At 65.1% G+C, this 21,046-nt stretch carries 14 protein-coding genes and 3 pseudogenes; 5 read left to right on the top strand and 12 right to left on the bottom strand.

Annotated elements, in window-relative coordinates:
• Positions 1 to 516: 516 nt before the first annotated feature.
• Positions 517 to 639, bottom strand: a complete 123-nt coding sequence (locus CNO20_RS24085; protein ID WP_269844134.1) for a hypothetical protein — start codon at positions 637 to 639, stop codon at positions 517 to 519.
• A 303-nt stretch (positions 640 to 942) separates the two neighbouring features.
• On the opposite strand from CNO20_RS24085, the gene CNO20_RS09775 reads away from it, so the two are divergent.
• Positions 943 to 3,240 carry a glycoside hydrolase family 3 N-terminal domain-containing protein gene (locus CNO20_RS09775; RefSeq protein WP_101295963.1) on the top strand — a complete coding sequence of 766 codons (2,298 nt, stop codon included), beginning with the start codon at positions 943 to 945 and terminating at the stop codon, positions 3,238 to 3,240.
• 103 nt (positions 3,241 to 3,343) lie between these two features.
• Here CNO20_RS09775 and CNO20_RS09770 read toward each other — a convergent pair whose 3' ends face one another.
• On the bottom strand, positions 3,344 to 5,359 hold the full coding sequence (locus tag CNO20_RS09770) for a beta-galactosidase (protein WP_101295962.1): 2,016 nt from the start codon (positions 5,357 to 5,359) through the stop codon (positions 3,344 to 3,346).
• A 147-nt stretch (positions 5,360 to 5,506) separates the two neighbouring features.
• Between CNO20_RS09770 and CNO20_RS09765 the strand changes: the two genes are divergently transcribed.
• Both CNO20_RS09765 and CNO20_RS09760 read left to right on the top strand, forming a co-directional pair.
• Positions 5,507 to 5,698, top strand: a complete 192-nt coding sequence (locus tag CNO20_RS09765) for a hypothetical protein (protein WP_101295961.1) — start codon at positions 5,507 to 5,509, stop codon at positions 5,696 to 5,698.
• A gap of 82 nt (positions 5,699 to 5,780) precedes the next feature.
• On the top strand, positions 5,781 to 7,445 hold the full coding sequence (locus CNO20_RS09760) for a TCP-1/cpn60 chaperonin family protein (RefSeq protein ID WP_101295960.1): 1,665 nt from the start codon (positions 5,781 to 5,783) through the stop codon (positions 7,443 to 7,445).
• Here the strand turns inward: CNO20_RS09760 and CNO20_RS09755 are convergent.
• From CNO20_RS09755 to xacF, 8 genes and pseudogenes are all read right to left on the bottom strand, one after another.
• A complete protein-coding gene (locus CNO20_RS09755) occupies positions 7,442 to 8,164 on the bottom strand; it encodes a hypothetical protein (RefSeq protein ID WP_101295959.1) in 723 nt (240 codons plus the stop codon). The two genes, CNO20_RS09760 and CNO20_RS09755, sit on opposite strands and share 4 nt — an antisense overlap.
• A gap of 91 nt (positions 8,165 to 8,255) precedes the next feature.
• Positions 8,256 to 9,485 carry an ABC transporter ATP-binding protein gene (locus CNO20_RS09750; protein WP_101295958.1) on the bottom strand — a complete coding sequence of 410 codons (1,230 nt, stop codon included), beginning with the start codon at positions 9,483 to 9,485 and terminating at the stop codon, positions 8,256 to 8,258.
• A gap of 121 nt (positions 9,486 to 9,606) precedes the next feature.
• Positions 9,607 to 10,494 carry a carbohydrate ABC transporter permease gene (locus CNO20_RS09745; RefSeq protein WP_101295957.1) on the bottom strand — a complete coding sequence of 296 codons (888 nt, stop codon included), beginning with the start codon at positions 10,492 to 10,494 and terminating at the stop codon, positions 9,607 to 9,609.
• A gap of 1 nt (position 10,495) precedes the next feature.
• Complete coding sequence (locus CNO20_RS09740; protein ID WP_101295956.1) at positions 10,496 to 11,425, bottom strand: carbohydrate ABC transporter permease; 930 nt, start codon at positions 11,423 to 11,425, stop codon at positions 10,496 to 10,498.
• A 115-nt stretch (positions 11,426 to 11,540) separates the two neighbouring features.
• On the bottom strand, positions 11,541 to 13,118 hold the full coding sequence (locus CNO20_RS09735) for an ABC transporter substrate-binding protein (protein ID WP_101295955.1): 1,578 nt from the start codon (positions 13,116 to 13,118) through the stop codon (positions 11,541 to 11,543).
• 74 nt (positions 13,119 to 13,192) lie between these two features.
• Entirely contained in the window at positions 13,193 to 13,954 is a 762-nt protein-coding gene (locus CNO20_RS09730) for an IclR family transcriptional regulator (protein WP_101295954.1), read from the bottom strand.
• Positions 13,955 to 14,132: 178 nt separating this feature from the next.
• Positions 14,133 to 15,116: pseudogene (locus CNO20_RS24285) on the bottom strand (Gfo/Idh/MocA family protein).
• An 83-nt stretch (positions 15,117 to 15,199) separates the two neighbouring features.
• Positions 15,200 to 16,639, bottom strand: a complete 1,440-nt coding sequence (gene xacF, locus CNO20_RS09720; RefSeq protein WP_101295953.1) for a 2,5-dioxovalerate dehydrogenase — start codon at positions 16,637 to 16,639, stop codon at positions 15,200 to 15,202.
• A 142-nt stretch (positions 16,640 to 16,781) separates the two neighbouring features.
• On the opposite strand from xacF, the gene CNO20_RS09715 reads away from it, so the two are divergent.
• Positions 16,782 to 17,648 carry a fumarylacetoacetate hydrolase family protein gene (locus CNO20_RS09715; protein ID WP_101295952.1) on the top strand — a complete coding sequence of 289 codons (867 nt, stop codon included), beginning with the start codon at positions 16,782 to 16,784 and terminating at the stop codon, positions 17,646 to 17,648.
• Between the two features lie 305 nt (positions 17,649 to 17,953).
• Here the strand turns inward: CNO20_RS09715 and CNO20_RS09710 are convergent, their stop codons facing one another.
• Both CNO20_RS09710 and CNO20_RS23725 read right to left on the bottom strand, forming a co-directional pair.
• On the bottom strand, positions 17,954 to 19,183 hold the full coding sequence (locus CNO20_RS09710) for a mandelate racemase/muconate lactonizing enzyme family protein (RefSeq protein WP_101295951.1): 1,230 nt from the start codon (positions 19,181 to 19,183) through the stop codon (positions 17,954 to 17,956).
• A 103-nt stretch (positions 19,184 to 19,286) separates the two neighbouring features.
• Positions 19,287 to 19,659: pseudogene (locus tag CNO20_RS23725) on the bottom strand (alcohol dehydrogenase); the annotation flags it as partial.
• A 6-nt stretch (positions 19,660 to 19,665) separates the two neighbouring features.
• Here CNO20_RS23725 and CNO20_RS09700 point away from each other — a divergent pair.
• A pseudogene (locus tag CNO20_RS09700) lies at positions 19,666 to 19,947 on the top strand (SDR family oxidoreductase); the annotation flags it as partial.
• Between the last annotated feature and the right edge of the window lie 1,099 nt (positions 19,948 to 21,046).

The following is a 21,046-nucleotide window of genomic DNA, read 5'->3' as shown; positions in this document are numbered from 1 at the left end:
GAACACGGCTGACTAATCTTAGGACAAGACACGAGGAGTTGTCCACAAGACAATCCCCGAATGGGGATGAACAGCTGTCTCTTCTTTCTCTCCTCTCCCAAGCTACCAAGCATCAGCTCAATTATGTAGGCGCCGAACAACTCTATCCGAACTTCTTCGGCGAGTCGTCCCCCGACATCCCCGCCGAGGACCAACTGTTCGACCGTGAGCGTGTGGCGGCTATCGTGAACGGCGACTTCTCGTAAGCGGACATTATTTTCTGCACTCCGTCCTCATGTAGCCGGGGGCGTTCTTCACCGCTTCGTCAGATAGAAACGCCATGAAACAGCCAACTACGTAAGCGTTGGTTTGGAAATAATGCGTGATAGTATATTGAATAATTGTTCTCTAACTCGACCTTAGGACACTAATCTCGAGATATACTGCGGTTTTTATTTATATTTTCATACACTATCGATAAAATATCGAAAATATAAAATTGGGCATCTAAAGTAGAGAATGCAATTTATTATGTGCCTATTCGTTCACCAGACCCCGCGCGAGCGACGTGAGGAACACTTCCTTCACCTGCTGGTAGTATTGCTCGTCGTAAGCGTCGTACTCCTCTCTGGGCAGGACGAAGAGACCGATTGTGCCCATCACGCCGAGGATCATCTCTGGAACGAGGTCGGCTATCGCCCGGTCACTCTGCTTCTGGACCTCCTCGACGAACGGGAGGAAGCCGGCGAGCGCCGCTTGCGCCGACGCAGTACTACGACCCGACCGCCGTCCTCATCGAGGGGACATACGACCTCGGCGGCGCGGTCGCCACCGTCGCGCTCGCCGTCGCGAGCGAACTGTGGTTCGGCCGGCGGGACGTCAACTGACCGCCGCCGACCGTTCGCCACGCGGTAGCTTCCGTCCGTCAGTAGTCTTTTATTCCTGTGGGTCGCGCGTGTGGATATGGCAGACAAGCCACTGTACCAAGACTCGTCAGTGTCGACGGACCGGCGAGTCGAGGATCTGTTGGACCGCCTCACCCTGGAGGAGAAAGTCGCGCAGCTCGGGTCGTACGGCCCGGAGCATCTGCTCACGGACGGGGAAGTCGACCACGAGCGGGCGGAGGAGCTGCTCGAACACGGCGTCGGCGAACTCACTCGGATGGGTGGCGCCAGCGACCTACCCCCAGAACAGGTCGCAGAAGTGACGAACGAGATCCAGTCGATGCTGGAGCACCTCGGACCGGGGATACCAGCGATTCCGCACGAGGAGTGTCTCAGCGGCTACATGGGGAAGGGCGGGACGACGTACCCGCAAGCGATAGGGCTCGCGAGCACGTGGTCGCCGGAATTGGTTCAGGAGATAACCACTGAGATACGGGCGCAGCTGCAGGCGATCGGTGCGGCGCACGCGCTCTCGCCGGTGCTGGACCTCGCGCGCGACCTCCGGTGGGGGAGGGTCGAGGAGACGTTCGGGGAGGACAAATACCTCGCGGCGCGGATGGCCCGCGGGTTCGTCGAAGGCCTGCAGGGTGATGGCCCCGAGGACGGGGTGGCGGCGACGCTGAAGCACTTCGTCGGCCACGGCGCGGGCGAGGGCGGGAAGAACCGCACGTCGGTCGATCTCGCGCCGCGGGCGCTGGCGGAGCACGCGTTCCCGTTCGAGGCGTGCGTTGAGACGGCGAACGCGGAGGCGGTGATGAATGCCTACCACGACATCGACGGTGTTCCCTGTACCAGTTCGGAGGCGCTCCTCACGAAGACGCTCCGCGAGGAGTGGGGGTTCGACGGGGTCGTCGTCTCCGACTACGAGAGCGTCGCCTTCCTCAAGGACGAACACGGGGTCGCGTCGTCGTACGACGACGCGGCGACGATGGCGCTCGAGGCGGGGCTCGACGTTGAGCTGCCGGCCTCGGAGTGCTACCCGACGCTGGTCGAGGCCGTCGAGAACGGCGACCTCGCGGAGGAGACCGTCGACACCGCCGTCCGGCGCGTCCTCCGCACGAAGATCCGCAAGGGCCTGCTCGACGACCCGTACGTCGATGTCGACGCCGTCGAGAAGGTGGTCGAGACGGACGAGCAGCGGGTGCTCGCTCGTCGGGCGGCCCGGGAGTCGGTGACGCTGCTGCACGACGACGGCGTGCTCCCGCTCGACGATGCGGCCGACGTCGCCGTCGTCGGCCCGAAGGCCGATGCCTCAGAGGGACTGCTAGGCGACTACGCGTACCTCGCGCACAACCTGGAGACCGTGGAGGCCGGCATCGACATCGTCACGCCACTCGCGGGGATCGAAGCCCGGACGGAGGGCGAGGTGACGCACGTCCCAGGGTGCACAGTCAGCGGCCCGTCGACGGACGAGTTCGAGGACGCGGTGGCCGCCGTCGAGGACGCGGACGTCGCGGTCGCGTTCATCGGCGCGCGTTCGACCGTCGAGTTCGAGACCGCGCCCGACGAGACGCAGACGGCGGCGTCGACCAGCGGTGAAGGGCGCGACGTGACGGACCTCGGCCTTCCCGGGGTGCAGGCCGAGTTCGTGCGGGCGGTCGCCGAGGCGGACACCCCGCTCGCGGTCGTGGTTGTGAGCGGGAAGCCGCACTCGCTTGCGGACGTCGCCGACGCCGTCCCGGCGCTCGCACACGCATGGCTCCCCGGCGAGGAGGGAGGCAACGGCATCGCGGACGTGCTCTACGGCGACCACAACCCCAGCGGTCGGCTTCCGGTGTCGCTGCCGAAGAACGTCGGTCAGCTTCCGGTTCACTACAGCCGCAAGCCCAACACGATGAACGAGACGCACGTGTACACGGACAGCGATCCGTTGTACCCGTTTGGTCACGGCGAGAGCTACACGACGTTCGAGTACCGCGATCTCGCGCTGGCCGACGACGAGATCGGGCCCGGCGACACCGTCGAAGCGTCCGTCACCGTCGAAAACGTCGACGACGTCGCCGGTCACGAGGTCGTCCAGGTGTACGGCCACGACCACAACCCGCTGTTCGTCCGCCCGGTCCAGGAACTCGTCGCGTTCGAGCGCGTCTTCCTCGAACCGGGGGAGTCGGCGGCGGTTCACGTCTCCGTCGGCGCGAGCCAGCTGGCTGTCCGCGACAGGGACCTGAACCTGACCGTCCACCCCGGGACGTACGAGCTTCGCGTCGGCCGCTCGGCGTCCGACATCCGCGCGAGCGAGACGTTCGATGTCGTCGGCGAGCGGAAGCGCGTCCCCCGGAGCAGTCGGCGCTACTTCAGCGAGACGCGCGTGGAATAACGGGTACGGCGGTCCCGAGTGAACGAGCGCGGCGGTCGGGTCGGCACAGAAGACCCGATCGCAAGCGATCCGTTTCCGATTATCGTCCGTCCGAGACGCGACGCTACGACCGTTCGACCGTAATTTCGTGGGACGGACCGGCGACGACGGCGAGGTCGCGGCCGGACACGGTGTCCTCGCCGAGGACGATCTCGTTCGAACCGGGGTCGACGGAGACGGCGTCCACGCGGAAGTTGGTGACCCAGGTGTGGCCATCACGCTCCGAGAGGCGGACGTTCTCGGGGAGGCGGTCGCCGATAGGGACACCGGCGCGGTCGAGTACATCGACCGCGAGCGCATCCGCCAGGTTGGCCTCGGGCCAGACGCCGACGTAGGTGGCGTGACCGTCGCCGTGGGCGTTGCGAACCACGGCGGGTTCGCCGGCAGCGACGTCCGAGCGGTGACGGCCGACGACCGTCGCGCCGTCCGGGACGAGCCACTCCGCCCACGTCCGGTAGCCGTAGGCGTCGCCATCGAACTCGACGCGAGTCTCCAGGCCCGGGGAGAGACTCTCGTGCTGTTCAACGTGCGCGCCGACGACGTCGGTCAGCGGACCCGGCGCGAGTTCGTCGCGCAGCGTGTCGTGTTCGTCCTTCGTCGCCGACCGGACTGTCAGCAGCAACTCGCCGCCGTCGGCGACGTAGTCCGCCAGTCGGGCGGCGAGGTCGTCGGGGACGAGGTGGAGTGCGGGCGCGACTGCCGCGGCGTAGCCGCCGAGATCGGCGTCGGCGGGGACGAAGTCGACGGTGACACCCCGTCGGCGGAGCGCGCGGTAGTACGTCCGGAGGTGCGCCCAGTAGTCGAACTCCGGCGCATGCCGCTCGGCATGCAGCGCCCACATACTGTCGTAGTCGAACAGGACAGCGACGTTGCCGACAGGCGCGTCGAGGTCGGGCAGTCGCGCGAATTCGGCGGCCGCCTCGGCAGCCTCGGGGAGGCCGCGGTCGGGCGAGCCGTCGTAATTGTTGAGCGCGCCCCAGTACTGCTCCTGACCGAACCGGCAGCGCCGCCACCGGAAGTATGAGACGACGTCGGCGCCGTGGGCGGCCGCCTGGTGGGCCCACAGTCGCATCATCCCGTCGGCGGGTTCTGCGGAGTATGGGTACGCGCGGACGTCGCCCGCCTGGTTCTCCATCACCCAGAAGGGACCGCCACTCGCGCCGCGGAACAGCGCGTGGTTCATGCCGGTGACGTCGGGGTCGCCACCTCGCTGGACGGTCGCAGCGGCGGCCTCCGCCGGGTCGGGCGTGTCCGGCGCCCGCTGGCCGTGCAGCGTCGGGTAGGAATCCCACGCGGCGAAGTCGAGGTCGGCGCTCACGTCGAAGGCGTCCAGCTGTTCGAAGTCGCCCATGAAGTTGTGCGTGACGAACCAGTCGTCGTTCGCCTCCCGGAGGAGGTCCGCCTGCAGTCGGTTGTAGTCGACGACGCTGTCGGAGGCGAACCGGGAGTAATCGAGGAGTCGACTCGGATGGTGGTAGGCGGGCGTCGGCCCCGGCGGGTCCACCTCGCAGAAGTCGGCGTACTCCTGACTCCAGAAGGCGTTCCCCCACGCCTCGTTGAGCGCGTCGATCGTGTCGTACCGGTCGCGGAGCCACGCGCGGAACGCCGACGCACAGTCGTCGCAGTAACAGCGGACCGTGTCGTGGCAGCCGAACTCGTTGTCGGTCTGCCAGCCGGCGACGTGCGGCGAGTCCGCGAAGCGCTCGGCCGTGCGCTCTGTGATGCGCCGACTCTCGCGGCGGTACGCCGGGGAATTGAAGCAGTAGTGTCGGCGGCTGCCGAACTCCAGTGGCGTGCCGTCGGGACGCTCCTGCCGGACGCTCGGGTACTCGTCGAGGAGCCACTTCGGCGGCGTCGCCGTCGGCGTACAGAGGACGGCGCGCATACCGCGGTCGCCGACGAGGTCGACGGCATCGGCCAGCCACTTGAAGTCGTACGCGCCGGGTTCGGGTTCGAGACGACTCCAGGCGAACTCCGCCATTCGGACGTAGTCGATGCCGGCGGCCGCCATCCGTTCGACGTCGTCGGCCCACCGCTCTCGCGGCCAGTGTTCCGGGAAGTAGCACACGCCAGTACGCATCGTGAACACTGTCGTCGAGCGTGATAATAACTGGTGGGGGCCGGGCGGGCGCCTCGCGAGTGCCTGGGGTGGCGAGACGCCCGCCGCCGGGAAGCCTGACCCCGCAAACCGCGGATTTTTTAATCCGGGACAGTGAAGAGAGTGGCAATGTCTGTCAATCTCCGGAAGCGGAGCAACGTCGGGTTGCTCCTCGCGCTGATAGTAGCGACGATCGCGGTCATGGTCCTCGGCCTGATGTGGCTCCGCGGGCGAGGCGAGCCGCTCGTCGTGGAGGTCGCGTACGGCTCGCTGGTGCTCATCGCCGCGCTGTTCGCGTACGACAAGCTGCTAGTCCAGTGACCCGATGTCGGTCGCAGGGGAGCGCCGAAGCGATTAATACCCGCCGTCAGTATCGATACGTACTCTCGTCGACGAAGCTACCATGACAACGAACGACCTGTACACGGGATGGTCGTCAGTGCCGTCCCGTGAGACTCGGCAGATGATTCGCGACGCGTCCCGGCAGATGGGGAGTCTGGTCCAGAGCACCCTCGGTCCGCAGGGGATGGACAAGATGATCGTTCGGCGGATGCCCGACGACGAACTTCGCTACTTCGTCAGCAACGACGGCAGCGCCATCATCGAGGAGTTCGACGGGGAGACGGACCACCCGATAGCTAAGCACTTCATCCGGGCCGTCGAGGACCACGAGGACGACTACGGCGACGGCGCGACGACCATGACGCTGCTGGCGTCGGAGTTGCTGGCGACGGCGATGGACCTCACCGACCGGGGCATCCACCCCAACGACGTCATCGAGGGGTTCTCCATCGGCGCCCAGCGGACGCTCGAGACGTGGACCGAGACGTCGATTCCGCTGGCGGACGCGAGCGGCGAGTTGGACCGCGAGAAACTGCGCGCCGTCGTGATGACCGGGATGACGAATGGCCGCGAGAAGGAGTGGCCGCTTGGAGCGATCGCGGACACGGTCGTCGACGCGGTCGTGCGCGTCTCTGACCCCGAGACGGGAAGCGTCCGCCTCGACCACGCGAAGACGGTCACCGTCCCCGGCGGCGAGGTGACCGACACGGAACTCGTTGAGGGCGTTGTTCTCCCGGAGACCGTCGTGACCGCCGAGCGGCTCCTGCCGGCGACCGGCCCGGTGCTGCTCGTCGACGGCGCGCTCCAGTCACGGAGCCTCTCGGCGGACGTGAACATCAACGTCGAGTCCGAGGGCGATATCGAGCGGACCGCCGGCGGCCTCGACGAGAGCGAAGCCATCGCCGCGAACGTCGCGCTGACGGGAGCGGTCGCCGTCGTCGCGACCGGTGATGTCGACATGGCCGTCGCGAAGGAGTTGGCACGCCATGGGGCGATACTCCTCCGGAACGTGAAGACGACGGACTTCAGGTACATCGCCCGCGCGACCGGCGCGAGCCCCCGTGGGCCGATCCGGCCGAACACGCTGATCGACGAGGCCGTCCTCGGGGAGGCAACGGTCCGGTTCCGCGACACCGGCCGCGACGACGACTGGGTCGCTTTCGAGCCGCCCGCGGGCGTCGACGTGCCCGCCGTCACGCTCGTCGTCCGGGGGGGCACGCAGACGGCGGCCGAGGAGGCCGAACGACGAATTCGGGACGGGAAGAACGCCCTGCGCGCCTGCGTGCTAAACCCGACGGCGTTACCCGCCGGCGGTGCCGCCGAACTGGCGGCCGCGGGGGAGGTCCGGGCGCTCTCGACCCACTTCGACGGCCGCGAGCAGCTCGCCGTCGAGGCGTTCGCGGACGTACTGGAGTCCATCCCAAAGACGCTCGCGCGCAACTCCGGACTGGATCCGCTCGGCGCGCTGGCGGACCTGCGCACCCGCCACGACGCGGGTCACGGCCGGGCGGCCGTCTCCGCCGACGGGACGATCGTCGACGACGTGACCGCGGACGGCGGCGGACTCGACCCCTTCCAAATTCGGGTATCGGGGCTGATCCGCGCCGTCGAGTTCGTCAATGTCCTCACTCGCATCGATGGCGTGCTGCTCGACGAGCGCGAGCCGACGGTCGACCGCGTGCTCGGCGAGCCGAAGTACGGACCCGGCGAGATGCCGGAGAACTAGAGGAGTTGGGTCGCGGTCACCGCGACCAGCGTCACTGGGAGCACCGAGAGGACGCTCGCCTTCTTGTCGACGTCGTACAGTTCGCTCACGACGGGGAGCATCAGGAACCCGACGAGTATCCACCCGCTGGCCATCGCGACGTCGACGATCCGCATCTGGACGGTGTCGGCCACCGCCCGGTGCGTCTCCGCGACCTCCGTCGCGGGCGCGACGCCCGCGACGACGGGGTCCGGCGCCGGAATCGTCAGCGCGAGCGCGGCCGCGAGGGCGACCAGCGGGACGAAAAGCAGCGTCAGGTAGCCGCCGATCTTGAAAACGGTCGTGTCGAGCGTCGTCTTCTCGGAGAAGTAGCCCGCGAGCGCGCCGACGACGCCGAAGTAGAGGAACCACGTGAACCCGACGAAGAAGAGCCCGTAGAAGAGGTTGATACCCAGCGCGAGCGGCCAGCCGGCGAAGACGTACCCCTGCGACATCGCGAACGGCTCTGCGAGGTGCTCGAAGATGCCCCGCGAGAGGCCGTGGACGAGCAGGCCGAGCAGCGGTGGGAGCCAGCCGTACCGCTCGACGGTCCCGACGCAGTCGCGGACGCTGCCCGCGTGGGTCAGTTCGTGACCGAGTCGGCGCCACGAGCGCTCGCTCACCTCGCCGCCACCCGACGCTCGCGGGGCCGGGGTCGCGTCCGCGTCGCGGCCGAACTCGGGAACGTCGTCGGTGCTCATGGGAACGAAGCGGACGCACTCGGCCGGGGAGCCGGGGCCGTTCGCCGCTCGAATCCGGCCGCCCGGAACGTTTCGGTTCGGGTCACGGGACTCAGTCGCTGGCCTCGGCGGCGGACTCGGCCTGCGCGTCCGCGGTTGCCATCCGGCCCTTGTTCACGTTCTCGCCGGTCTCCGGGTCGAACACGTGCATGTGGTCCGTATCGAACGTCAGGTAGATGCGCTCGTCGTTCCGCTCGTAGCTGTTGGGAATCGACCCCGGGAGGATGAACGCCTTGTACTCCTCCTCATCGCTCTGCTCGTCCTCGCCGATCTCGACGTGGTCGGCGACGACGTCGTCGACGCCGGTGCCGTCCTCGAGGTCGAAGTACAGCAGGTCGTTGCTCCCAAGGGGTTCGATGATGTCGACGGTCGCAGGCACGGAGCCCTCGACGGCCGTCTCGTGCACCTCGATGTGTTCGGGGCGGATGCCGAGCAGGAACTGGTCGGCGTCGCTCCGCGCGGCGATGGTCTCGGCCTCGCGCTCGGAGATCTCGACGTCGACGTCGCCCCGGAACCGCGGCCGCTCGCCGGTCCGGTCGAGCTCCGAGACGAACATGTTCATCGAGGGGCTGCCGATGAACTGCGCGACGAACGTGTTCTCCGGCTGGTTGTACACCTCGCGGGGGGAGCCGACCTGCTGGAGTTCGCCGTGGTTGAGGATGGCGATCCGGTCGCTCATCGTCATCGCCTCTTCCTGGTCGTGGGTGACGTAGATGGTCGTCGTCACGAGTTCCTGCTGGAGGCGCTGCAGTTCCGTCCGCATGTGCTTGCGCAGCTTCGCGTCCAGATTCGACAGCGGCTCGTCGAAGAGGAACACCGCCGGATTCCGGACGATGGCGCGACCGGTCGCGACCCGCTGGCGCTGCCCGCCGGAGAGGTGCTTCGGCTTCTGATCGAGCAGCTCCTCGATGCCCATCAGTTCGGCGGCCTCCTCGACGCGGGCGTTGATCTCCTCCGCCGAGAGGTTCGTCGACCGCTTGAGTCCGAACGCCATGTTCTCCAGGACATTGAGATGCGGGTACAACGCGTAGTTCTGGAACACCATCGCGATGTCGCGGTTGCGCGGCGGTAGCCGATTGACGACCGTGTCGCCGATGTGAATCTCACCGTCGGTGATCTCTTCGAGGCCCGCGACCATCCGCAGCAGCGTCGACTTTCCGGAGCCACTTGGACCGACGAGCGTCAGGAACTCCCCGTCCTCGATCTCGAGGTCGAACTCGTCGACTGCGAGGATGTCCCCCTCGTAGACCTTCGTTACACTGTCGAACAAGATCCGGCTCATATTGAACTAAGAATCATATCGTAACTATTTATTACTTTGGTCCTCCTGTCGGCGCCCTCGGTCGTCGTTCGATCGGCTGGTCGCACGCGACCGGCGCGAAGACGCCGCGGCGGCGGGACGGCTACGTCTTGACTGCCCCCTCTGCGAGCCCGTTGATGATGTACTTCTGGAGGAAAAACAGGATGACGAACAGCGGCAGGGTGGCCCCCAGCGCGCCGGCCATCATCAGGTCCCACTGGAGGGTGTACTGGCCGACCCACGAGCCCAGCCCCGGCGGGAGCGTCGTCTTCGCGTCGTCGTTGATGAGGATGAGTGCCATCACGAACTCGTTCCACGCGAAGATCCACGCGAAGATGGCGGTCGTCGCGATCGCCGGCGCCGACAGCGGCACGATGACCCGCACGACCGCGCCGATGCGGGTGCTGCCGTCGATCATCGCTGCCTCCTCTAGCGACTCGGGGAGGTTCTCGTAGAATCCCCGAAGCATCCAAATGGAGAACGGCAGCACGAACGCAACGTACGCGATGGTGAGGCCGAGGAGGCTGTTGAACAGGCCGATATTCCGGAAGATGAGGAACAGCGGCACTGCCACCAGGATGAGCGGGAACATCTGCGTGAGCAGCAGGAACGTCGCGACGGCCTTGCGGCCCTTGAACTGGAGGCGACCGATGCTGTACGCGCCGAACGTGCAGACGAGGATGCTCAGCACCGTGGACGCCACCGTGACGATGGCGCTGTTGCGGAACCACGTCGGGAAGTTCGTCTGGTTCAACATGCGACGGTACGCGTCGAGACTGGCGCCCTCCACCCAGGCGCCGGGGTTCTCGATGAACGTGTCGAAGGCGACCTGGTTCAGCGACACGATGAACATCCAGAACACCGGCAGCAGGACGACGAATATCAGCGACCACAGCAACGCGTGGAAGCCGACGGCTTTCGCCCACTTCTCGACCTTCGGCGATACCTCGATACCGAACAAATTCGACGTGTGTCTCGGTTTGCTCGCCATGTTACTTGCCTCCGACTTCTTCCTGGTACAGCCGTAGGTAGACCATCCCGTACCCGAGCATAATGACCAGCATCACGACCGCGATGGCGGCCGCCAGCCCGAAGTTGTTGTGCATGAACGCCTGGCGGTAGATATACACTGGCAACACCATCGAGGAGTTGCCGGGGCCGCCGTCGGTCATCACGAACACGAGCGTGAAGTGATTCAGCGTCCACAGGCTCATCAGCAGCGTCGTGACGACGCCGATGGGCTGGAGGAACGGCAGCGTAATGTGCCTGAACAGGTCCAGGCGGTTCGACCCGTCGACGCGGGCGGCCTCGTAGAGGTCCTGCGGAATCCCCTTCATCGCCGCGAGGAACGTGATCATGAAGAACGGGAAGTTCCGCCAGACGTACGCCAGCATCACGGAGAACAGCGCGTAGCGGGAGCGACCCAGCCAGGGGATGCCCTCGCCGAACCCGAGGACCTTCATGAGCCCGTTGAACATCCCGAGTTCGTAGTTGAACAGGAGCGTCCAGTTCAACGCGACCGCGATGAAGGGGATGGTCCACGGGAGCAACAGGAGCGTCGTCGCGACCGACCGGCCCTTGAACTCGCGGTTGAGCAGGACAGCGAATCCCAGTCCGATCGCCGCCATGAGGACGACGGAGGCGAACGACCAGACGAACGTGTTCTTCATGACAACCCAGAAGTCCGGGAGGCCGAACACTTCGACGTAGTTTTCGAGCCCGACGAAGACGTCCTCGCGGAGGCCGCCGTACTCGTAGAAACTCAGCGCGATACCTCGTAAGATCGGGACGACGCTTATTAGCCCGAGCGCCGCCAGCGACGGCAGCAGGAACAACCATCCCCAGAGGCTCTCCTTAGAGAACCAGTACTGGTACTCCTCTGGGATGGTGATCCCACCCAATGTCGAGGTGGTGTTTGACATGCTCTATCGAGATAGATACGTGCAACTACTTTATTTGTATGGATTATTCGCGTGGCTGTCAGCAAGGACCCGCCGCTCGCCGACCGAGGGCAACCCGCGAGCGGACCTCGGTGCCTTACTCGTAGGGGTTGTATATTTTTGGCACTCCGTCGCCGTTAATCCACGGCTGGACGGAGTCGGGGGCGTCGTTGAGCGACGGGCCCTGCTTCTTCGGCTTCAATTCGTAGTCAGTGTAGTCGGCGTCGCTTATTGTCGACCGGATGTTGTTACCGGCGTTACGCAGCACTGTCTTCGGGTCGTTGTCGGAGCCGATCATCCCTGAGATCGGGGTCGAGTACCCGGTCGTGCTACCCTCGATTGAGCCGAGGAACGGCGCGCAGCGGCCGGCGCCGGTGATGCCATAGCGGACGGCGTTCGGCGCCTGCTTCAGGCGCGTCTGCAGCCACGAGTCCGGAATCTTCGTCGGATTGTCGGTGAACAGCTCCATTTCCTCCTGCCCCTTCCGAACCGGCAGGAAGTTTGGCGCCGACACGGGGAAGTACTTGTTCATCGTCTCCGGTTGGGTCATGTAGTTCATGAACCCGACCGAGATCTTCGCGTCGGTGTCGTTGTTAGTGACCTCCTTCCGGAACGACGTCAGACAACTGCCGCCCATGAACGACTGTCGTTCGCCGTTCGGGCCGGCGGGCATCGGCGTCAGCTCCGTCGCCTCCGCGAGCTCCTTGTTCTCCTGGTTGACGCCGTCCTGTGGGTCGATGAGACTGCGGGCGAGGTCGGTCGGCAGGTGGGCGATGGCGGTCCGCCCTTCCCTGTAAAGTTCCTCGCCGGACGTGCTGTCGACGCTCCCCCAGCCGCCGGGGGCGATGTCCCACTGCTCGCGGAGGCTGAGCGCCCACAGGTGAGCGAACAGCGACGCCGCGTTGTCGATCTCGACGGTGAACTGGCCGTCTGAGGAGCCGTAGAAGGACCCCCCCGACTGGTGCGTGAAGGCGGCCATGTTCTGCCCTGCCGGGAAGTCCTGCGCCCCCGGCGTCGTGAATCCAGAGGCGTTCGTGTTCTTGGAGACGGCTTGGCCGGCCTCGATGAGTTCCGCCCATGTCTCGGGGGGCTTGGACACGCCCGCCTTCTCGAGGAGGTTCATGTTGAGGTGGCTGGTGCGGAGTTCCATGAACCACGGGAGGCCCCAGAACTCACCGTCGAACCGTCCCCACGCGGAGATGGTGTCGTACCAGTCGTCGTACTGGTCGAAAAGTTCTGTGTTGGACCGGGCGGCGCCGCGGTTGCCGAAGTCAACCGCGTGCTCGCAGGCCATCTCGGAGACGTTCGGCATCGACCGCCCCTCGATCGAAGCGCTCCACTCCTGGAACACTTGGTCCCAGACGATGACCTCCGTGGAGACATTGATGTTCTCGTCGGCGGCGTCCTCGTAGCCCTTCGCCGCCTGTTTGATCGCTTTGGTCTCCGCGGGGATGTACCCCCGCATCGTCCACCACAAGAAGTCCTGTTCGCCGTTGCCGTCGGTTCCGCCGTCGCCGTCCCCCAAGCAACCGGAGAGGCCCGTTGCCGCCGCGGCGCCGCCGACGGCGGCGGCCGTCTCCATGAATCCCCGGCGCGAATACTCGGCAGTCCTGTCGCTCGGCTCCTGGACGGATTCCGATTCGGAATCGTCGCTAGTGTCGTCTGTCGGCGACATGACCGAACTGTCGTAAAGAAGTATTATATAATTACCGGGGAAAGTCATCGGCCGTCGCGCCCGGAGGGATTGCCTCACGAGTAGTTGTGGCGGAGTTCAATGACGTTCGCGGTGCCGAGCACCTCGTCGGGCAGTTCCTCCCGGAAACGCTGGTCGCTCACGCGGTGCAGGGGACAGGAGATGCTAATCGCGCCGATGCTACGGTCCTGTTCGTCGGTGATGGGCGCGGCGACGCAGCAGAGGCCGGTGAGGCGCTCCTCGCGGTCGAGCGCAAACTTCTGCTCGCGAATGTGCTCGAGTTCCTCGAAGAACTCCTCGCGGTCCGTGATGGTCGATTCCGTCATCCTCGGCATGCCGTGAGTGTCGAGGACGTCAACGACCTCCTCGCGCGGGCGGAACGCCAGCAGTGCCTTGCCGAGGCCGGTGCAGTGGAGGGACACCTGCTTGCCCTCGTACGTGTCGAGGTCGACGGCATTCTCCCCGCTAGCCTGGTAGAGGTAGATGCCCTTCCCATTCTTCTCGACGAGCAGGTTCACGAGTTCGCCCGTGTCGTCCGCCAGTTTGTCCGCCTCCGAGCGTGCGGAGTCGTAGATGTCCATGCGGTTCCGGGCGTACGCCCCGAGGCCGAGAAACGAGAGGCCGATGTGGTACTGGTCGTCTTCCTTGACGAGGTACTCCCTATTGACGAGCGTGTTGAGGTGGTTGTGAACCGCGCTCTTGCCCACGTCAACGCGGTCGGCGATCTCCGAGACGCCTGCACCGTCGAGATCCTGGATCACCTCGATGATGTCGAGGGCCCTGTCGACGGAGCGGACGGGATGTTTCGGCTGGGACATACCCCGACTTGCTCGCGAACCTAAATATAGGTTGTTCTACATTGGGCGAGAATCGTTCACTTCTGCTTGTATGCGGTCGATATAATAATTGTCTGAATAATCGTGAAGGTAGGCGCACGGCTGGCGAACCAGCCGGAGCGGACGACGTCGCCAGTCGACGATCCGCCGGACGACTCCTTCACAGTTCGACCGGCCCGCGGGTGTCCGCCGCCTCGTGGATCCCGCGGATGATGCGCATATCCTCTAGGCCGTGGCGGCCGTCGGGGTAGTCCACCTCGTCGGCGAGCAGCCGGTTCGCGAAGTAGTCGAACTCCTCGTGCATCTCACGCTGGGCGTCAAACACATCGTGTTCGACTCGAACCGACAGGTCGCCCCACGAGAGGTGGAGCGTACACTCGCCGTGGAACGCGGGGTGGAGTTCAATCTGCCCTCGGTGCCCGTGAGCTTCAGGTGCGTGTCCTCGTGGGCGTTCTGACTCGACGAGGAGACCATCCGGACGCCGTCCTCGAAGCGGAGGATCGAGGCCGACCGCTCGTCGGGCACGTCGGCGAACGCCTCGTGGCGCGACTCCATGCTCGAAGCGACCTCGACGGGTTCCCGGCGGAGGAGGAACCGCGTGTGTTGATGGAGTAGATGCCGAGATCCATGACGGACGTCCCGTAGCCGGAGCGGTCCAGGTCGAGTTGCCACTGGCCCGTGTCGGGAATCGTCTCGAGGAGCGGCTGGCTGTTGTTGCCGTACACCGACACGGGGTCGCCGAGGAAGCCGTCCTCGATGAGTTCGTGCGTCCGCCGCACCGCCGGGTCCGTGTGCATCCGGTAGGCGATCATCAGCGGCACGTCGGGGGACTCACAGAGCTCGACCATCTGCTCGGCGCGTTCGACGTCGCGACGTAGACGGCGTCATACGATTCCGCGGAGGCGCCGTTGTGGAACGCCTCATAACTGATTCCGACTTCGACGTCGTGCTCGGCGGCGAGTCGCTCGGCCTTCTCCACCGAACTGCTCACGAGCACCGTGGCTTCGCAGTAATCCGACTCTGCTATCGCCGGGAGGGCGACGTCCATCGTCCACCAGCCGAGCCCGATCAGCGCGTACCGTCACGTCCCGTCGGTCGGCGTCTCCCAGTCGCGCTCTTCGTAATCGTCGATCCAGTCGAGCATCACCTACGACTTCCGCCCGGCGGTACCAAAAAACTCCGCCCGAGGTGACGCGTCGCCGGTCCGTCGGCCGGCGCGCAATGGCTTCAGTACGCGTCGTAGACCGTCTTGCTGATGGTGTAGAAGTCGAGGCCCGCCTCGCCTTGCTCGCGGTAGGTCTCACTGGAGGATTCCTTCACGCCGCCGAAGGGGACGTGGAGTTCCAGCCCGGTCGTCTTCTGGTTGATCTTCACGACGCCGGCGTCGACGTCCTCGACGAACCGATTGGCCTCGCCGTGGTCGTCGGTGACGATGCTCGCCGAGAGGCCATACTTCACGCCATTGGCAACGTGGATTGCCTGCTCGTAGTCGCTCACTGGGATGACCGACAGCACTGGCCCGAAGATCTCCTCCTGGGCGATGCGCATGTCGGGTTCGGCGTCCGTGAAGACGGCTGGTTCGACGAAGTACCCCTCGCGGTCGAGCTTGCCGCCGCCGTACGCCAGCGTAGCACCCTCTTCCCGACCGATGTCGAGGTACTCGAGGGTGCTTTCAAGTTCGCTCTTGCTGACGTGCGGCCCCATGTCGAGGTCGTCGAGGCCGTGGCCGATCTCGATGCTCTCGGCGCGCTCGACGATGGTGTCGACGAACTCGTCGTAGACGTCCTCGTAGACGATGGCGCGCGAGCAGGCGGTGCAGGCCTGACCGGTCACGCCGAAGGCGCCCGAGGCGACGATGTCGGCCGCCTCCTCGACGTCCGCGGCGTCGCTGACGATCGTCGGATTCTTCCCGCCCATCTCGAGCTGGACGCGCTTGCCGTCCTCGGTCGCTGTGTCGTACACCGTGTTCCCGACGGCCGTGCTTCCGGTGAAGGAGATGGCGTCGACGTCCGGGTGACTGGCGATGGTGTCGCCGACCTCGCTGCCGGGGCCGGTGATCACGTTGAGAACGCCGCCGGGGAGGCCGGCCTTCTCCAGCGCGCGCGCCATCTCGTGGACGACGCCCGGCGCGAGCGACGCAGGTTTGATGAGGACCGCGTTGCCGGAGGCGACCGCCGGTGCGATCTTCCAGGCGGGGATGGCGATGGGGTAGTTCCACGGCGTGATGAGCCCCGCGACGCCGAGCGGTTCGGTACGCGTGTAGAGGTTCGTGTGCCGCGAGCTTGCCCCCTTGACCGTGCCGCCGAGGTCGCGGGCCTTCGCCCCGTAGTAATCGAAGATGTCGATAGCGCGCTGGATCTCACCGCCGGCCTCAGTCCGTGTCTTCCCCTCCTCGCGGACGAGCAGTTCCGTCAGTTCGTCCTTCCAGTCTGTGAGGATGGCGCTGGTCCGGGAGAGAATCTGCCCGCGCTCCGGACCGGACGTGTTCCGCCACTCCTCGCTGGCTCCGACAGCCGCCTCGACGGCGGCTTCGGTGTCCTCCGCGGTTGACTGCGGGTAGGTCGACACCGCTTCCTCGGGGTTCGCGGGGTCTACGGTCTCGAATGTCTCGTCGCTCTCGGACACGGTCCACTCGCCGTCGACGTAGTTCAAGCGCTCGGTTGGCATGCATCCGCTAGTCCGCTGGTCCGCGCATAATAAGTTACGCTCCAAGTGACGCGCGCGAAAGTCGATGATCTCCGACCTGAGACGGTCGTCCCCCCCCCTCACAGGCGGGAAGTTTATCACCAAGAAGATAATCGTTCAGTGCATGCGCTACTACCGCCTACCCAGCGGGGGAGAGTCTCGGCTCGTCGCCGACGACGGCGACGCCGTCTACGACCTCACGGCCGTCAAACCGCGGCTCCGCGACTTCGCCGACCTTGCGGCCGCGGCGAACGTCGCCGAACTGGATGTCGACGACATCGCCGCCAACCTCGTCGACGCCGCGCCGACCGTCGACCCGGACGCGCTCGCCGACGCCGGCCGACCCGTCGTCCCGGACGAAGTGTGGGCCGCGGGCGTCACCTACGAGATAAGCGAGGAAGCACGCCAGCGAGAGAGCAGCATGCCGGAGATGTACATCCGAGTGTACGAGTCCGATCGCTCCGAGATTTTCTTCAAGGCGACGCCGAGCCGGACCGTCGGTCCGGGCGAACCGGTCGGCATCCGCGGGGACTCCGACTGGGACGTCCCCGAACCGGAACTCGGCATCGTCCTCTGCGACGGCGACGTCGTCGGCTACACCGTCGGCAACGACGTGAGCAGCCGCTCTATCGAGGGTGAAAACCCGCTGTACCTCCCGCAGGCGAAGATGTACGACCGCTGCTGCTCGCTCGGGCCGTGCGTCGCCTCCGCAGGGACCGTCGGCAACCCCCACGAGCTGATGATGTCGATGACGATCCGCCGCGACAAGACGGTCGTCTACAAGGAGGAGACGTCGACGGCCGAGATGGCCCGCAGCTGTGAGGAGCTCGTCGACTGCTGGCGGAGCCACGACATCCTCCCCGACGTCGGCGTCCTCCTCACCGGCACATCGCTCGTCCCCGACGAGGGATTCACCCTCCGCCCCGACGACGAGATCCGCATCACCATCGAGGGTATCGGCGACCTCGTGAACACCGTCGTGGAAGTCTGACCGCGGCCACGAACTCGGTCGGGAGCGGTCACGCGGCTCGGCTTTTCGACGACGAACCCACGCACCGACAGCGGAGCGCACGACGGGACTGCATCGGCGACTCGACGGACCGTCGAGCGCGAAAAGATCGGTGGTCGCTGGCTCAGCGAGACGCGCGTTCGTCCTCAACCAGAGAAGTCGCGGAGAGAGGCTCGCGGACCGACCAGGCCACGGTTCGTCGAACTTCTGAATCGATGCTCTGCGCGCTCGACGGACCTACGCCTCGTCGAACTCCTCGGAGCGGAACTCCGTATGCGCGGTGAGGCTCACGCCTCGTCGAAGAGGGTCTCACCCTCAGCCATGTGCTCCTCGACGGCGTCGAAGTCGAGCGTCACGCCGAGACCTGGTCGCTCCGGCACCTCCGCGTACCCGTCCTCGATGATGGGCTCCTCGACGAGGTCCTCCCACCAGCCGAGTTCGTACGAGTGGTACTCGACCGCTAGCGAGTTCGGGATGGCGGCGCCGACGTGGACGCTCGCCATCGTCGCGATCGGCGAGGAGACGTTGTGCATCGCAACCGGCACGTAATAGAGGTCCGCGAGGTCCGCGATCTTCCGCGTCTGGCGCATCCCGCCGATCTTAGGCACGTCGGGCGCGATGATGTCGACCGCCTGCTCTTCGAGGAGGCGGCGCTGTCCGTGCGTCCGGTAGACGTTCTCGCCGACAGTGATGGGCGTCGCGGTGCTCCGAGTGACCTCCCGCTGAACGTCATGGTTCTCCGGCGGAATCGGGTCTTCGAGCCACCAGACGTCGTACGGTTCGAGCGCACGGGCGAGCCGGTGGGCGCTGCCGGCGCTGAACGACCAGTGGCAGTCGAACGCCGCATCCGCGCGGTCGCCAACGCGCTCTGTCACCTTCTCGACGATCTCGACTTTATGGTCGATTTCGGGCTTCCGGAGGTGGCGGTTCGCGCGGTCCTTCTCGAAGCCCGAGGGGACGTCGAGGTCGAACTTCAGCGCGTCGTAGCCGAGCTCCTCGACGACGCGTTCGGCCTCGTCGGCGCACGCGTCCGGGTTGGCTTCGTCTTCGGTGTGGCAGTCGCAGTAGATGCGCATCTCGTCGCGGTACTTTCCGCCGAGCAGCTGGTAGGCCGGGACGTCGAGGAGCTTCCCGGCGATGTCGTGCAGCGCGAGTTCGATGCCGGAGATAGCGGAGATGACCTTCCCTGAGATCGACCCTTCGCCGGACATCTTCTGGACGAGGTGTTCGTAGATGCGGTCAATGTCGAGGGGGTTCTCGCCCTTGATGAATGGCGCCATGCGCTCGATGATCTCCGGTTCGCCGGCGCCCCAGTAGGATTCTCCGTTGCCAACGACGCCGGCGTCCGTGTAGACGCGGACGAGCGTCCACGGGTAGTTTCCCTCGACGATGGTCGTCTGCACGTCCGTGATCTCCACGTCGCGGGGACCGCGGGAGTTCGTCACGCCCATCGTCTCCGCGGAGAGGTCGCGCATGGTATACTCTGCGTTAGGATCGGACAGCCGTCTGTAGTTCATCTACACGTAGAAATTACAATTGTACCTACTAAAACTTCCGTCGGGCGGCGCGACGCGGGATCCGATGGCGCGCAGACCCCCACTCGGCCCCGTGCGAACCCCCTCAGTCGCGGAGTTCCGAGACGTCGAACACGGGTTTGTAAGTACCGCCGGCGACGAACGCCTCGAAGGCCTCCTCGGCGTCGAGTAGCGAGAATCGGTCGTCGAGGAACGTCTCGGAGTCGACGTCCCCAGAGCGCATCAGCCGGAGCGACCGCTCGAAGTCCTCGAACGTCGACCGTAGGAGCACTGTCGGTCGATCTCAGCGGGACGAGCGGCGAGTACGGCATCGTTGTCTCGCCGGTCTGCCCGCCGAGGACGATCTGGCCGCCCTTCCGCACTTCATCAACAGACATCGTCGGTCCCGACGGGTGCCTGGTGGTGTCGAAGACGACGTTGTACCCGACGCCGTCGGTCAGTCCCTCGCGGCGGGCGTCGAGGGCGGCGGCACAGAGGCGTTCACCCGGGCGTCAGCGAAGCAACTCACGCCCGAGATACGGGGGAACGTCATCGCACCCCGGTTCGTCATCACGCCGCAGAACGAGGACACGTACGTGGAGAGGGCGGAGAAACGCCGGCGCATCGACGAGCGGACGCCGCTCGGTCGAGTCGCCGACCGTGCGGAGATCGTCGGCGCGGTCGTCTACCTCCCCAGCGACGCCGCCTCGCACGTGGCGGGGGAAGTGGCGACGGTGGACGCCCGATTCGCCGACAGCGCCCTTTGAGCCGCGGTCGTGACCCACCGTCCTGCTCGAGGGAGTGCGGTTCTGACCTCGGCGAGTTCGACTCCGGCACGACCCTCCTCGAGGTCAGCGATGGTGACGGCCGTTCGTAGACGGTGAATATCGTTCTTTCATTTAGAACGAAGGTCGTTCAGTACTTCCCAATCGGCGCTGAATTACTCGGAGGCAAGTTATCATATACTGTTACAGCCGCGGTACCGCCCCGAAAACCACGTCGTAGTACCCCACTACGTCGGCTCTACGCGCGAATCTACGAGAGGGACTTAACCCACCGTTCAACCGTCCGTTTTGTCCTGTACGCACTCTGTTCTGGATTACCGAACGCCGTTTTGAATGACTTCGACAGACTACTCCAGTAACAAACCGGCCTCCATCGGTGCGTCCGCAAACGTCAACCGGGTCACCGCCGAACCTCCGTTACGGAACCAACGCTGTAACGCGTTGTGCCGAAAAGCGACGGGCGGACCGGCCGAAGGTTGTGACATACATACTACTGTCACGGAGTCGTTCGCCGACGAGTGCGGAGCGCGGTTCGTTGTTTACTCGGTTGACGTCCTGATCGCAGCCGCGACCATACGTCAGCGGAAGATTGAACTAGTTGAATAAAAGCTGCACCAAACCTCCTGAACGACGGCTCTTAGTCGGAGTTGAATACTCGAGATAGCGGTTTATAAGCCTTCTCATGGGACGAAGACCACCGCTCGCCCGCCCACCAACCCAATTCTGATATGTTCCGTATATTTGCCATGAGAGTTAAAAATAATTGATTAAAGTGGGAAATTGTAACCATTACCAGTGCTTTTTCCTTAAAATTCTTATTATTATCGATTAAATGGCCTGATTTGGTGTTCAACCACTAACGTTCACCGTGCGGTCGGCTCGTCAAGGGGTCGAACCTGGTCTCAGTAGTCAAGGTAGTCGTTCAAATCTGCAAACTCAGCCGGGAAGAGGATGCCTTCAGCAGACACGCCGTCGACGCGGTCGAAATCCCCGAGGGTGCACCCTGGTTGTAGGCTACACTCTTCGAATTAAGCCTTCGATTTCGACAGATTACACATAGAAACCGACACAGCGTTGAACG

It is taken from the genome of Halegenticoccus soli (genome assembly GCF_002844195.1).
GTDB classification, from domain to species: Archaea; Halobacteriota; Halobacteria; order Halobacteriales; family Haloferacaceae; genus Halegenticoccus; species Halegenticoccus soli.
This window is presented reverse-complemented; position numbering and strand designations above follow the sequence as displayed.

Coding starts and splice junctions, on each gene's coding strand:
- CNO20_RS24085 (WP_269844134.1), bottom strand. CDS start 639: ATGGGCACAATCGGTCTCTTCGTCCTGCCCAGAGAGGAGTACGACGCT.
- CNO20_RS09775 (WP_101295963.1), top strand. CDS start 943: ATGGCAGACAAGCCACTGTACCAAGACTCGTCAGTGTCGACGGACCGG.
- CNO20_RS09770 (WP_101295962.1), bottom strand. CDS start 5,359: ATGCGTACTGGCGTGTGCTACTTCCCGGAACACTGGCCGCGAGAGCGG.
- CNO20_RS09765 (WP_101295961.1), top strand. CDS start 5,507: ATGTCTGTCAATCTCCGGAAGCGGAGCAACGTCGGGTTGCTCCTCGCG.
- CNO20_RS09760 (WP_101295960.1), top strand. CDS start 5,781: ATGACAACGAACGACCTGTACACGGGATGGTCGTCAGTGCCGTCCCGT.
- CNO20_RS09755 (WP_101295959.1), bottom strand. CDS start 8,164: ATGAGCACCGACGACGTTCCCGAGTTCGGCCGCGACGCGGACGCGACC.
- CNO20_RS09750 (WP_101295958.1), bottom strand. CDS start 9,485: ATGAGCCGGATCTTGTTCGACAGTGTAACGAAGGTCTACGAGGGGGAC.
- CNO20_RS09745 (WP_101295957.1), bottom strand. CDS start 10,494: ATGGCGAGCAAACCGAGACACACGTCGAATTTGTTCGGTATCGAGGTA.
- CNO20_RS09740 (WP_101295956.1), bottom strand. CDS start 11,425: ATGTCAAACACCACCTCGACATTGGGTGGGATCACCATCCCAGAGGAG.
- CNO20_RS09735 (WP_101295955.1), bottom strand. CDS start 13,118: ATGTCGCCGACAGACGACACTAGCGACGATTCCGAATCGGAATCCGTC.
- CNO20_RS09730 (WP_101295954.1), bottom strand. CDS start 13,954: ATGTCCCAGCCGAAACATCCCGTCCGCTCCGTCGACAGGGCCCTCGAC.
- xacF (WP_101295953.1), bottom strand. CDS start 16,639: ATGCCAACCGAGCGCTTGAACTACGTCGACGGCGAGTGGACCGTGTCC.
- CNO20_RS09715 (WP_101295952.1), top strand. CDS start 16,782: ATGCGCTACTACCGCCTACCCAGCGGGGGAGAGTCTCGGCTCGTCGCC.
- CNO20_RS09710 (WP_101295951.1), bottom strand. CDS start 19,183: ATGAACTACAGACGGCTGTCCGATCCTAACGCAGAGTATACCATGCGC.